Source organism: Acinetobacter sp. TGL-Y2, from assembly GCF_001612555.1.
Lineage (GTDB): Bacteria > Pseudomonadota > Gammaproteobacteria > Pseudomonadales > Moraxellaceae > Acinetobacter.
In genome coordinates this window covers 2,090,653-2,103,573 of record NZ_CP015110.1, presented here as the reverse complement: position 1 = coordinate 2,103,573, position 12,921 = coordinate 2,090,653, and the positions used below count along the sequence as shown (strand labels likewise).

General features: G+C 40.2%; 13 protein-coding genes and 1 pseudogene. 10 read left to right on the top strand and 4 right to left on the bottom strand.

Annotation, left to right across the window (positions count from 1 at the left end):
* Window positions 1-57: 57 nt before the first annotated feature.
* From AMD27_RS10065 to AMD27_RS10025, 9 genes and pseudogenes are all read left to right on the top strand, one after another.
* On the top strand, window positions 58-1,062 hold the full coding sequence (locus tag AMD27_RS10065; protein WP_067659857.1) for a quinone-dependent dihydroorotate dehydrogenase: 1,005 nt from the start codon (window positions 58-60) through the stop codon (window positions 1,060-1,062).
* A gap of 5 nt (window positions 1,063-1,067) precedes the next feature.
* Entirely contained in the window at window positions 1,068-1,652 is a 585-nt protein-coding gene (locus AMD27_RS10060) for a CvpA family protein (protein ID WP_067659854.1), read from the top strand.
* 24 nt (window positions 1,653-1,676) lie between these two features.
* Window positions 1,677-3,215: an amidophosphoribosyltransferase gene (gene purF / locus AMD27_RS10055; protein ID WP_067659853.1), complete on the top strand. Its 1,539-nt coding sequence runs from the start codon at window positions 1,677-1,679 to the stop codon at window positions 3,213-3,215.
* A 104-nt stretch (window positions 3,216-3,319) separates the two neighbouring features.
* On the top strand, window positions 3,320-5,224 hold the full coding sequence (locus AMD27_RS10050; protein ID WP_067659851.1) for a M48 family metalloprotease: 1,905 nt from the start codon (window positions 3,320-3,322) through the stop codon (window positions 5,222-5,224).
* 132 nt (window positions 5,225-5,356) lie between these two features.
* A complete protein-coding gene (locus AMD27_RS10045; RefSeq protein WP_228140652.1) occupies window positions 5,357-6,070 on the top strand; it encodes a hypothetical protein in 714 nt (237 codons plus the stop codon).
* A gap of 41 nt (window positions 6,071-6,111) precedes the next feature.
* Window positions 6,112-7,077 (top strand): 2-hydroxyacid dehydrogenase, encoded by a 966-nt coding sequence (locus AMD27_RS10040; RefSeq protein WP_067659843.1) that lies wholly within the window; start codon window positions 6,112-6,114, stop codon window positions 7,075-7,077.
* 133 nt (window positions 7,078-7,210) lie between these two features.
* Entirely contained in the window at window positions 7,211-8,650 is a 1,440-nt protein-coding gene (locus AMD27_RS10035; RefSeq protein WP_067659840.1) for a M48 family metalloprotease, read from the top strand.
* A 55-nt stretch (window positions 8,651-8,705) separates the two neighbouring features.
* Window positions 8,706-9,103: pseudogene (locus tag AMD27_RS10030) on the top strand (GFA family protein).
* Between the two features lie 61 nt (window positions 9,104-9,164).
* Complete coding sequence (locus AMD27_RS10025; RefSeq protein WP_228140651.1) at window positions 9,165-9,539, top strand: hypothetical protein; 375 nt, start codon at window positions 9,165-9,167, stop codon at window positions 9,537-9,539.
* Window positions 9,540-9,701: 162 nt separating this feature from the next.
* On the opposite strand, the gene AMD27_RS10020 is transcribed toward AMD27_RS10025, so the two are convergent.
* Together AMD27_RS10020 and rpsU are read right to left on the bottom strand one after the other, a co-directional pair.
* Window positions 9,702-10,148, bottom strand: a complete 447-nt coding sequence (locus AMD27_RS10020; protein WP_067659834.1) for a GatB/YqeY domain-containing protein — start codon at window positions 10,146-10,148, stop codon at window positions 9,702-9,704.
* Between the two features lie 37 nt (window positions 10,149-10,185).
* Entirely contained in the window at window positions 10,186-10,401 is a 216-nt protein-coding gene (gene rpsU / locus AMD27_RS10015; protein ID WP_001136722.1) for a 30S ribosomal protein S21, read from the bottom strand.
* A gap of 144 nt (window positions 10,402-10,545) precedes the next feature.
* Here rpsU and tsaD point away from each other — a divergent pair, with 144 nt between their 5' ends.
* Window positions 10,546-11,562, top strand: coding sequence for a tRNA (adenosine(37)-N6)-threonylcarbamoyltransferase complex transferase subunit TsaD (gene tsaD / locus AMD27_RS10010; RefSeq protein ID WP_067659831.1), 1,017 nt, complete (start codon window positions 10,546-10,548; stop codon window positions 11,560-11,562).
* 41 nt (window positions 11,563-11,603) lie between these two features.
* Here tsaD and AMD27_RS10005 read toward each other — a convergent pair whose 3' ends face one another.
* The gene (locus AMD27_RS10005) at window positions 11,604-12,152 is read right to left on the bottom strand and encodes a hypothetical protein (RefSeq protein ID WP_067659828.1); all 549 of its coding nucleotides are present in this window, start codon (window positions 12,150-12,152) and stop codon (window positions 11,604-11,606) included.
* Between the two features lie 43 nt (window positions 12,153-12,195).
* On the bottom strand, window positions 12,196-12,750 hold the full coding sequence (locus AMD27_RS10000; RefSeq protein WP_067659825.1) for a DUF4385 domain-containing protein: 555 nt from the start codon (window positions 12,748-12,750) through the stop codon (window positions 12,196-12,198).
* Between the last annotated feature and the right edge of the window lie 171 nt (window positions 12,751-12,921).

Genomic DNA, 12,921 nt, shown 5'->3' with positions numbered 1-12,921 from the left:
TTTTAGCTGGTCTGTGCCTATAATGTGGCAACTTAAAAAGCAGTAGACTTTTTTGATATGTTGTATTCGCTTGCTCGTCCATTTCTCTTCTCTTTGGCGCCAGAGCGTGCTCATGATCTGACATTATCATTACTCAAGTCTTCCCATAAATTTGGGGTAATGCGTCAAAAGATTGAGCCTAAGCCAGTCACTTGTATGGGAATCGAATTTCCAAATCCAGTGGGTTTAGCTGCGGGCTTAGACAAAAACGGTGCATATATTGATGCATTGGCAAGTTTAGGTTTTGGTTTTATCGAAATTGGCACCATTACACCGCGTCCACAAGCGGGCAATCCGCAACCTCGTTTATTTCGTATTCCAAAAGCACACGCCATTATTAATCGTATGGGGTTTAATAATGAAGGTGTTGACCAACTGATTGAAAATGTCAAAGCATCCAAGTTCAAAGGTGTATTAGGCATTAATATTGGTAAAAATGCCGATACTGCGGTTGAAGATGCCGTTTCTGATTATTTAATTTGCCTTGAAAAAGTCTATAACTACGCATCTTATATTACGGTTAATATATCCTCACCAAACACCAAGAATTTACGCAGTCTGCAAAGTGGCCATGCTTTAACAGAACTGCTCGAAACTTTAAAAAAACGTCAAATTGAATTGGCAGAAGAATTTCAACATTATGTGCCGCTGGTCCTCAAAGTTGCACCCGATTTATCTGAAAAAGATATGCAGTTTATTGCATCACAATTGCTTGAATTTAAAATTGATGGCTTGATTGTGACCAATACCACTTTGTCACGTGAAGGCGTAGAACAACTCCCTTTTGGTGATGAAGCGGGTGGTTTGTCAGGTGCACCGGTCTTTGAGAAAAGCACTCAGTGCTTGGCAGCATTTTCAAAATTACTGAAAGATCAAATACCATTAATTGGTGTAGGTGGTATTCTACAAGGCGACCAGGCAATGACAAAGCAACAAGCTGGTGCGCAATTGGTTCAGCTCTATAGTGGTCTGATTTATACAGGTCCGAGGCTGATTAAAGACTGTGTAGATAGCATGATCTAATTTCTATGAATACCATTGATATCTTTTTACTGATTATCTTGTTGATTGGAGGGCTTAACGGTTTGCGCCAAGGATTCGTTAAAGCCTTTGCGAACTTGATCGGATGGATTTTTGCACTGATTGTCGGTGCGAAATACGCTGGCTTAATTGCCCCTTCAATGTCCGCGCTCAGTTCAGATCCAGTGGTTCAAAAAATTGCTGCTTTTGCCTTTATCGTATTGCTGATTGTGGTCATGACTTGGATTGTGACTGCCGTTTTAAATCGGCTTTTAAAAAGCCTAAAATTGGGGCCATTAAACCGTCTAGCGGGTGGTGCATTTGGAACCTTAAAAGGCTTATTGGTGGTGCTGATTACTATGCAGGGGATTGGCACTTTTGCTGAGAGTTCTCCGCATTGGAAGCACTCTAAGATTATACAAAGTTTATTGCCTTATGCTCCTATGGCTACCAAATTTACCAAAGATACGGCCAATAAGGCCTTAAGTCATATGAAATCTGATGAGTCGAAGCCGAACATACAACCTTCGCATCAATCGTCTTCAGAGCAAGACGACTCATCATCACATTCAACGAAAAATCCTTTTTATTAATCCTAGCTTGTCTGCGAGGTTGCTATGTGTGGAGTTGTTGGTATAGCTGGTAAATCACCTGTTAACCAAATGTTGTTTGATGCATTAACGATGTTACAACATCGTGGACAAGATGCTGCTGGGATCGTAACTTGCCATGATGGTCGTCTATTCTTAAGAAAAGACAACGGCATGGTTCGAGATGTATTTCATACACGACATATGCGTGCCTTATTGGGTAATTATGGTATTGGTCATGTGCGTTATCCAACTGCGGGTTCGTCGAGCAGTGCTGAAGCACAGCCATTTTATGTCAATTCACCGTATGGAATTACACTGGCGCATAACGGTAATTTAACCAATGCATCAGAAATTCATGATGATTTATTCAAAACTGACTTACGTCATATGAATACGGATTCTGACTCGGAAGTGTTGCTGAACGTGTTTGCACATGAATTGCAAAAGCGCGGCAAACTGAACCCGACTGCAGATGATGTTTTTCATGTCGTGACACGTGTTCATGAGCGCTGTAAAGGTGGTTATGCAGTGGTTGCCATGATTACTGGACATGGTTTGGTGGGTTTTCGTGATCCCAATGGTATTCGCCCACTGATTTTAGGTTCGCGAGAAACTGAGCTGGGTTTAGAATATATTTTGGCATCAGAATCTGTTGCACTGACCGCTTTAGGTTTTAAAGTTGAACGTGATGTCATTCCGGGCGAAGCGATTTTTATCGACTTTAATGGGCAATTGTTTACTCAGCAATGTGCAGCCAAGCCTGATTATCGTCCATGTATTTTTGAATATGTGTATTTCGCACGTCCAGATGCCATTATTGATGGTATTTCAGTGTACAAAGCACGTTTGAAAATGGGTGAAAAACTGGCGCATAAAATTTTATGTGAATGGGGTGAGTTCCACGATATAGATGTGGTCATTCCAATTCCAGACACTTCACGCACCTCTGCTTTAGAGCTAGCCAATACCTTGGGTGTGAAGTTTCGCGAAGGCTTTATGAAGAACCGTTATATCGGTCGTACCTTCATTATGCCTGGTCAACAATTGCGTAAAAAGTCTGTACGTCAAAAGTTAAACCCGGTTGAACTTGAGTTTAAAGGCAAAAATGTACTCTTGGTTGATGACTCAATTGTACGGGGTACAACCTGTAATGAAATTATTCAAATGGCACGTGATGCGGGTGCAAAAAAAGTATTCTTTGCTTCTGCTGCGCCGATGGTCAAATATCCGAACGTCTATGGTATTGATATGCCAGTAAAGGATGAACTGATTGCGTCGAACCGTGATGTTGAAGAAATCCGTGAATTGATTGGTGCAGATCGTTTGATTTTCCAAAACTTGGAAGATCTAAAAGATGCTGTACGGACCAAGAAAGTACCAGATTTGCGTGAATTTGACTGTTCTGTATTTGATGGTATTTATGTTGCGGGTGGGATTAACGAGCAATATTTAGATGATTTGGAACAAAAGCGTAATGATTCTGCTATGAAAGACAAAGGTGGCTATATTGATGTCAATGTAGATGCATCTTCGGTGGATTTGACTGGTATTAAAGAAATGTAAGGTTTTTTACAAGTCATTAATCAGCAAATTCTATTTTAAAAAAGCGGGTATTTCCCGCTTTTTTAATTTATGATTTCAAAACAATGTAATGAGGAAAATTTACATTGAAAGATGTCAGTTATTATTTAATAAAAAACAAAAATATGGTCTGGTCTGCAAGTTTGTGTTTTCTTGCGGTCATTTTGGCAATCACTATTTTAAATACCATTATGGGCTTGTTGGTTCATTATATTGATCCAGCGCAATCGATTTGGTGGCATGTTCTTAGCCCTTTTGTGGTCTCCGCATTACTGACCGTCATTTGCGGTTCAATTTTATATGAATTTTATGTATTTCGACTGGGCGGGCATACCCTTGCTAAACAGCTCAAAGCTCGACAGCTCAGCAAAGTTGAAAGTACGCCAGAGGAAAGTGTAGCATTAAAGCTTGTTGAAAAATTAGCACAAACTTTTGCCATTGAAGTCCCCACCGTCTATGTATTGCCAGATGAAATTGGGGTGAATGCACTCACGGCAGGATTTCATCCCAAAAATACCGTGATTATTTTGACTTGGGGGGCGCTACAAAACCTTGACGAGCTTGAACTCTATGGTCTGCTTGGGCATGAGTTTAATCAGATTTTATCAGGCGAGGCGACTGAAAATACTCGCTTAAAAATCCTGTACAGTGGCCTAATTACTTTTAGTCAATGGGGGAGTAAAATATCGAAACGTGGCTTTCAGGGATTTCGAAATCAAGGTCATCAAAATCAAAGTCGGCATAAGCTCGAAACCAGCTTTGTCGCCATTGGTGGAGTAATTTGGCTGATTGGGAGTTTAGGCATCCTGATCACACGTCTAATTAAATACTTCAGTCTCAGTGGGCGCACTTTATACAATGACAACAAAAGTAAGCGACTGCTGTTAAATAATGCCAACGTGCAAACCTTGTTACGAATTTATGTACATCATGCAGGATCGCAAATCCACAGTGAATACTCAGAAGCCATTTCACATATGTGTTTTGCCAATTCGCTCAGCCCACAAAGTTGGTTGAACATTCATCCAAGCATTCAAGATCGCATTTATGAACTAAATCCGAGTCTACTTGAAGACTTACAATTGGAAAATTTGCAAAAGCTGCGCAGTCAACCGCTGTTTAGCTTAATGCGTTCACTCGAAGAATCGATTGTTGAAGAATATAATCCCTGGGTCTCAACCCAGCCTTTGCCACTTTTACGGTTGTCACCGATTAGCTTTGCGATTAAAGATGCCATTAAACCTTTAAATACTGAAGTACGCCAACAAATGAGCCGTCCAGAGCTGATTCAGCGCGCGATGCAAACAGCGACAGGTTCACGAGAGGTAATGGTGGCGATTTTAATGATTCGCCAGTATCGAGAGTTCATTCCTTCTGAGGCACAAGTCAGCCGTGCGATTATCGATTCGTTATTGCATATTGATGGACGCGTGCACATTCAAATATTTCATGAAGCCTGTAGCCAATTGGGCAATATGCCCGCTACCAGCGCGCGGCAATTTATTACCAAACTTGCCAAAATAATTCAAGAAGATGGTGAAATTGGTTTACTCGATGCTTTACTCATTGAAAAGGTCAAAGCTGAGTTAAATTTACTCCCCATTCATCGACCGACATCCATGGAAGAGGTAAAGCCACAAATTGTTCGGTTAATTGATGCCTTACTACATGTTCAACAGTTGAATAGTGCCAGTCAGCTGGAAGTGCGTTACAAAATTTTGGAACGTGTGCTGAACCTAGAAGAGCTAGAATTGTATGAAGAAATCTCAGATGAACCCATTGATCTGGGCGAAATTATGAACGACATTGCAGGACTACTGCTGCGGGATCGATTGAGTATTTTGGGTGTGGCTGAAATTTGCTTATGGCATGATCGAATCATTACCCAAGATGAGCTGGATGTATTGGAACTGCTGTATTGGCGTCTTGGTTTTGAAAGTGCTGAAATTGTTGATCAGATGCATAAGAAAAATAGCGTCATCATTGTTTAAATGAAAAGGCGTGATGGCATTGAAAATAGACTGAATAATTGTTTAAGATGAATTAATATGCAGCACATAGGTTTTAATTGAGGATTTAAAGCTCAGCAAAGAACTTTAAAAATCGTTAGAATACCCGACCCGATGAATACTAGAAACGATGTAATGAATGTGAATATGGTAGAGCATCAGCGAAGTATTATGGCAGTGATGGGTATCGATATTTGGATGCCTAAAACTGACGTAGATACGCGTGCCTATTCAAATTCCTTATATCGAGATCAAGCTGCGCCCGAAAATAATGCATTTCACAGTTTTAAAGATTCAACTGGTCTCCAAGAACAGACCAAGCATCAAGATCAAGCACCTGTATACGCAGAAGAAATTGATGCGCTAAAACAAGAAAAAACCATCCAACCTCTAGCGAAAACGATTCAGGTTAAAGAAGCCGTTCAAGTTACTCAACTGAGTACGTCATTAAGTGCCGAAACTCCTTCTGCGCTAAAGCTGGACGCCTTTGAGTTGCAAGCGTTGTGTTTGGATAACTGCGTCATTGTGGTCGATGTAATGAGTATGAGCACCGAGCAGAATCAATTGTGGCGTAATATTCAATCTGCAATGCACGGTCAATATTTTCAATTGAAATGGCCTTTTGCTTTGATTAATTTACAAGATGGACGCGGTGCGAAGAGCTATATACAGGGCTTTTTAGATGCAATTTGTGCTGAAAAAACCAAGATTTGTTTAGGACAATTGCCGCATATCCATGCTCATGCCATGCTTGAATTGGCAAGTTTACAAGACATGCTGGAACAACCCGCGTTAAAAGCAAAACTTTGGCAAATGATGCAAAAGTAGTATTTTGAAAGTATGTAGGAAATAAAAAACAGGATGTGAAAATGAGTCAGAATGTTGTCGTATTTAGCCAAATTGATCCGATTATTTTAGAAAAATTACACGCTCAATATAATGTAATTTGTATTGATCCAAAGCTGGGTGATGTCAATACACAAATCCGTGAAGCGGTCAAAGATGCAGATGGCATGATTGGCGCAGGTCGACTTCTGAATGAAAAAAACTTAGAGACCGCCACGAAACTGAAAATAATTTCTTCAGTCAGTGTAGGGTATGACAATTATGACCTTAATTATCTCCATGCTCACAATATTTGGCTATCTAATACGCCTCATGTCCTCACCGAAACCACAGCCGATTTAGCCTTTGGTTTGCTGATGAGTGCCGCGCGTCAAGTTGCTCATTTAGATGCTTGGACCAAGCAAGGTCATTGGACACGAACAGCGGTTGCTGTACAGTTTGGTCAAGATATTTTTGGAAAAACGCTGGGCATTATTGGCTTAGGTCATATTGGTGCTGCAATTGCTAGGCGCGGATTTCATGGCTTTAATATGAATATTTTGTACCACAACCGTAATGAAAAAATTGAATTGGCAGAGTCACTTGGTGCGACATATTGTGGTTTAGATGAATTATTAACTCAATCGGACTTTGTTGTGGTCGCGGTGGATTTAAATTCGGATTCAAAAGCACTGATGGGTGCTAAGCAATTTGCCTCAATGCAAAAGCATGCAGTTTTTGTCAATATTGCACGCGGTTCAGTCGTCGACGAATCAGCACTCGTGGATGCTTTAAAACAAAAGCAAATTTTCGCCGCGGGACTGGATGTCTATCAAAAAGAACCTTTACAAAGCTCAGCGTTATTTGAGTTAGATAATGTTGTGACACTGCCACATGTTGGTTCAGCAACAGCTGAAACACGCTTTAAAATGGCCAATTTGGCCTATCAGAACCTAGTAGATGCCTTAGAAGGTCGCATACCCAAATATCTCGTAAATCCTCAGCATTAAGATATTCTTGGGCTTATGTGTTTTATGGATCGAACAAGTGGGGAGATACAGTAAAAATTTCATAACACTTCACTGCGCATGTATTCTTATTTCGATGCTATAGTCATTTTTAAGTTGTCTATGAGCCTGCGCTTTGAAGAAAATCATCCTTACATTGAGTTTAAGTCTAAGTTCTGCATGTGGTCTCGCGGATGATTTTCACCCCGTAAATTCACCTCAATTTGACATCCCAGATATTGGCAGTGGGGTCGGTCTGATCGATCGTCAAAAAGAAAAAATGATTGGTGAGAAAGTTTATCGCCAAGTTCAACATCAAATGCCGGTCTTAAATAATGTCTGGCTTGAAGATCAGTTCATGACCATATTTACGCGCATTTTGAGTCAGACCCAATTGGGTAGCCCCATTGGTCTAGTGATGATTAAAGATCCGCAAATTAATGCATTTGCAGTACCGGGTGGATTGTTTGCCTTAAACAGTGGCTTAATTACCTCGTCCAAAAATCTCGATGAAGTGGCAGGGGTTATGGCACATGAGATTGCGCATGTATCACAGCGCCATTTTAGTCGCTCTCAAGAAGCTTTTAAGGGGCAGGGCTTATTGGCGCTTGCCGGTATTATTGTGGGTGCAGCGATTGCCTCTCAAGCGGATGGCGATGTCGGAAGTGCGGTCATGCTGGGAACGCAAGCTGCGATGATAGATCGGCAGTTGAGTTATAGTCGTAATCAAGAGCGTGAGGCTGACCGTATTGGAATGCAGCTCATGTATGCCTCAGGCTATAACCCACAAAGCATGGCAGATTTTTTTGAAACGATGAATCGTGCGACGGCACGCGTTAGTTTTTTGCCTGACTTTTGGTTTACCCATCCATTGACATCACAGCGTATGAGTGAGGCGCGTTTAAGAGCCAATCAATTGCCACGAGTGCCCTATAGCAATACTCAGCAAGAATTTGATGTGATCAAGTGGTATACCGCTGTGGTCAGTAATCAAACCAATGAAATACAACTCAATACCATTGCCCGCGGTCAAAATTTTGCAGGGATTTTAGCACTGAGTGCTTATCATTTGGGGCGGGGAGACTATACGCTTGCTCAGCAGCAGCTTAATATCGCAAGGCAACTCAATGCTGAACATACGCTAGTCAGCTTAATTCAAGCCGATATTTTTTTAGGGCAAAATAAATTAGATGATGCTTTGAAGAGTATTATCTCAAAGCAAAGAATCATGCCTGAAAATAGAGTTTTAGCTTATAAATTGGCAGATATTTATTTAAGAAAAAATGATTATGCAGCGGCGGATCGCATTGTAAATAAATTCGTTCAAAAGAATTATCGTGATATTGTGGGGTGGCAGTTGTTACAGCGCGGAGCCAATATGGATCAAGATAATCCAATGCGTACGGTTAATGTGCTGCGCTATCGAGCAGAAGCGGAGTATTGGAAAGGCGCAGAAGAAACCGCAATTAAATCGCTATTACATGCGCAGCGTTTGGCGAAAAGCAATAATGCCATGTCTGCCAAAATAGATATGCGTTTAAAAGAAATGCAGAGTGAACGTCAGCAGAGAATTTAGTATCAATATTTAAGCTCACTTATGATGAGATTCAAGCTGAGATTGAAGAAGTAGCATGCTTAAAGGTCAATGTTTATGCGGAAAAGTCAGTTATATCTATCATGCAGAGCTTAAAAACAGTATTTTATGTTTTTGTCTGGACTGTAGGCAGGCTCAAGGCAGGCTCAAGGCGGATTATGTGGATGGAATAGCCCCATTGATCAATCTCAATTTGAAATTCTCATGGGCTCAGAATATTTAAAAGAATATTTTCATACGCCGAATAAGGCGCGTGTTTTTTGTGCATTGTGTGCAAGTCCGATTTATTCTTATCGTTTGGATTTGCCAGATATTTTGAGATTACATTTAGGCGCTGTGGTTGAGGGAGTCGTTCCTGCGCCAAATGAGCAGTTTTATGCGGATTATAAGCCTGATTTTGTTGAAATAAAATTTTGTTCACACTCAGTAAATTAAGCAGTCAATGGATTGATTTAAAGTATAATATAAGCCTATGGATGTACTGAAGAAAGTAGAATTGAATAAGAAAATAATTGTGGCACTGAGTTTAATCTGGGTGGGGTCTCAAGCCATCGCACAAAATGTGCCTGAAAAATATCTGCGTGAAATGGACAAGATTTCCAATACATACACGACAGATATGCGCCAATTTTTAAGATCTTTACCCAATTCAACCGTTCAATTTAATCCGCAGCAAAAAAATCAATATTGTTCAATCGTGGCTATCTATGTAGACGACTTTTATCAATTGATCGATCAAAATCGAGCAAGTTTGCCATTTTCATATACCAATATGACTAAGCAAGATGTGATAGTACAAGTGAAAAAGTCAAAAGAGATGCAACTGCTCAGTCGATACCACATTGAATGTGATTTAAATCAGGTGAAGTAATGCTTAAAAAAGAAGATTCTAAAAAATAGACGAATAATCATGTTTGGAAGGGGACGAAATTTATTATTTTTATAGAAATGTGCAGTCACTGCTGTGGCTATTTAACTTATTAGTCGAACTTAAGTTAAATAGACCAAATCAAACGTGAATAGAGGTGTGGGGTTAAGCCAGTTTCGCTTTAATTTTTGATGAAACTTGTGCAGGATCGGCACGCCCGGCTATGATCGGACGTAGAGAATTCATCACCTTACCCATATCTTTAATGCTAGTAGCTTGTTGAGCAAGAATAGTTTGCTCAATCACGGAATCAAGTTCTTCCTCAGTCATAGCGGCTGGTAGAAATTGAGAAATAATCTCAAATTCGGCTTGTTCCTTACTAGCTAAGTCTTGTCGATTAGCGCCTTCATAGGCTTTAATCGACTCTTTACGTTGTTTGATTTGCTTTTCAATGACCGCAAGAACTCGATTTTCATCAAGTTCAATACGCTCATCGATTTCAATTTGTTTAATTGCTGCTTGGAGACCACGCAGAACCGTTACTGTTGCCATATCTTTGGCACGCATAGAAATTTTCAATGCATCAGTAATTTGGTCTTTTAAAGTCGTCATCTATATATCCAAGCAGTCAGTGAGTCACAAATTAATTTTAGTAAAGGCGAGTTGTACGTACAGACTCACGCGCCAATTTCTTTTGGTAGCGTTTAACTGCAGCAGCTTTCTTGCGCTTACGTTCTTGAGTTGGTTTTTCGTAGAATTCGCGTTTACGAACATCTGCTAAAACACCAGCTTTTTCGCATGAACGTTTGAAGCGACGGATCGCTACGTCTACTGGCTCGCCTTCTTTCAATTTAACTTGTGGCATGAAGAATCCTCTAGTTTATGGATAAGACTTAACGCACTATTGCGCTAAGTCACAAGTGAAGGACAGTATTTTACTCATTTACATCTCATACCACAAGTCTATAATAGCTTTAGCAATATTTTGAAATGGGTTAAAGGCAGTTTAATGATCGTTTTAGGCTTAGAAACGTCGTGTGATGAAACAGGTCTCGCACTATATGACAGTGAAGTCGGCTTAAGAGGACAGGTGTTATATAGTCAAATTAAACTGCACGCAGAATACGGCGGGGTAGTGCCAGAGCTTGCATCACGTGATCATGTACGTAAATTAATTCCTTTAATCAATCAGTTGCTTGACGAATGTCAGGTTAGAAAATCTGAAATCGATGCGATTGCATATACGCGTGGACCGGGTTTGATGGGTGCGCTGATGACAGGCGCGCTGTTTGGTCGGACTTTGGCCTTTGCTTTAAACAAACCTGCCATTGGCGTGCATCATATGGAAGGTCATATGCTTGCTCCATTATTATCTGAAACTCCACCGGAATTTCCGTTTGTAGCATTGTTGGTTTCGGGTGGTCATACCCAACTCATGGCAGCCCATGGTATTGGTCAATATGAGATTTTGGGTGAGTCGATTGATGATGCCGCTGGTGAAGCATTTGATAAAGTTGCGAAAATGATGGGTTTGCCTTATCCGGGTGGTCCAAATATTTCAAAACTTGCTTTACAGGGGGATGCCAAAGGTTTCGATTTTCCCCGTCCGATGTTGCATCAAGGCTTAAATTTTTCTTTCAGTGGTTTAAAAACGTCAGTATCGAATCAGCTTAAAAAAGTAGAAGGTCAGGGACGTGAGGCAGATATTGCAGCATCTTTCCAAGAGGCTTTGGTGGATACTTTGGTTAAAAAGTCGGTAAAAGCACTTAAGCAAACTGGTTTAAAACGGTTGGTGATTGCAGGTGGCGTGAGTGCCAACAGTCGCTTACGTGAGCGTTTAGAGGCAGACTTGGCCAAGATTAAAGCGCAAGTGTATTATGCTGAACCTGCGCTGTGTACCGATAATGGTGCCATGATTGCCTTTGCAGGATATCAGCGTTTAAAAGCAGGTCAACAAGATGGCTTGGCGGTGACCACTACACCACGCTGGCCCATGACCGAATTGACTAATCCTGAATCAGTTTAAAAAATAAAATAGTAAAGAGGCTTAAAGCCTCTTTTTTAATATTAAGAGATGGGCTTCCATGTTTTTGTTTTTCCATGATATTCGTGTTGAATTTTATCAGAATAAACTGATTCAAAACCTGTAAAATTTTGATCTGTTTTGATTTCAAAACATTGTCGAATATTGCTATAGGTTTCATGAGTGCCAGGATGTTCACCATCATATTGAGAACCAGATAAGCAGACTTTCGGTGTATTGAGTGAAAACTGAAAAGAAGGTTTTTTGAGTACTTTTCCTTGGTTATCTTCCCAACCAGTAAATTGATAATTTAGTGGGTAAGCTATTCCTGTTTTAGTGTCTAATGCAATAAGTTCTAGAGAATCTGAATCACCTGTATTGAGTAAAATGTATTTTTTATTAAAATTAGCTTTCTGAGCTTTGAGTACATTCTTATAGAGCGTTAAATTTTTCTTGGAGCAAAATGATCCATTGAAAAAATCTGATTCGCATTGTGCAACTTTTTTGAAGGGTACATTAGCATTCGCTACGCCCACACAGCAGAGGAGGAGCAATTTTGCTAAAATCAGATTGATTACAGGGATTTTTTTCATTTGGATTTTTCCAACAGGTCAATTTTAACTTAAATCAATTTTTTTAGTTCTTATCTTGCTGTAGTGACGCATTAAATTTCTCTTTCATCTCAATATATTTTGGATGTACTTTAGCCTCATCCCATTTCTTTTTAAAGATTTGTGTCGCTACAGCTTTCACAGGGTCTTCCTCACTGCGAGGCAATTCTTCACGACCATGCGCACCGCTGAGTCCTTTTTTATCCTCAGGCACAGCACCTTTATACTTTTTGCCGCCTTTGTGATTGGCATAACGGCGTACGCGGGTATATCCCATCTGTAAAAACTTGCGTGCCATATCTGCACCAACAAAATCATCATTGTCCAAATAATCTAGAAACAGTTGAAATATTTTCTCAGAGCTTGCTGTGGCTTTAGCTTCATCCGCAAATCTCCAGTAGGGCAAAATTTCGGATTTATAAGGCTCAACCAATAATACACCTTGTTCGCCGCGGCCCACGCGATATAGTTCAGGATGCGCTCTGAAATCAATTTTTTTAAAGTCCAAAGAATAATCAAAACTGTTTGAATGCACTCTTGATGTACGCTTCGGAATGTCTTTTTGAGTTGTAGGACTCATAGCGATCCTTGTTGATGTTTTCCTGATCATAGATGCGGATTGCGCTGCTTAAATGTGCTATTTTGTAATCATATTTAAAATTATATTTTAGGATGACCACTGAACCTTAAGTGTCTTCTGGAGTCGTCAAGGTACAGGCATAGTGGATGCTATAACGCTAAAAATTAAAAC

Coding starts and splice junctions, on each gene's coding strand:
- AMD27_RS10065 (WP_067659857.1), top strand. CDS start 58: ATGTTGTATTCGCTTGCTCGTCCATTTCTCTTCTCTTTGGCGCCAGAG.
- AMD27_RS10045 (WP_228140652.1), top strand. CDS start 5,357: ATGAATACTAGAAACGATGTAATGAATGTGAATATGGTAGAGCATCAG.
- tsaD (WP_067659831.1), top strand. CDS start 10,546: ATGATCGTTTTAGGCTTAGAAACGTCGTGTGATGAAACAGGTCTCGCA.
- purF (WP_067659853.1), top strand. CDS start 1,677: ATGTGTGGAGTTGTTGGTATAGCTGGTAAATCACCTGTTAACCAAATG.
- rpsU (WP_001136722.1), bottom strand. CDS start 10,401: ATGCCACAAGTTAAATTGAAAGAAGGCGAGCCAGTAGACGTAGCGATC.
- AMD27_RS10040 (WP_067659843.1), top strand. CDS start 6,112: ATGAGTCAGAATGTTGTCGTATTTAGCCAAATTGATCCGATTATTTTA.
- AMD27_RS10060 (WP_067659854.1), top strand. CDS start 1,068: ATGAATACCATTGATATCTTTTTACTGATTATCTTGTTGATTGGAGGG.
- AMD27_RS10005 (WP_067659828.1), bottom strand. CDS start 12,152: ATGAAAAAAATCCCTGTAATCAATCTGATTTTAGCAAAATTGCTCCTC.
- AMD27_RS10020 (WP_067659834.1), bottom strand. CDS start 10,148: ATGACGACTTTAAAAGACCAAATTACTGATGCATTGAAAATTTCTATG.
- AMD27_RS10000 (WP_067659825.1), bottom strand. CDS start 12,750: ATGAGTCCTACAACTCAAAAAGACATTCCGAAGCGTACATCAAGAGTG.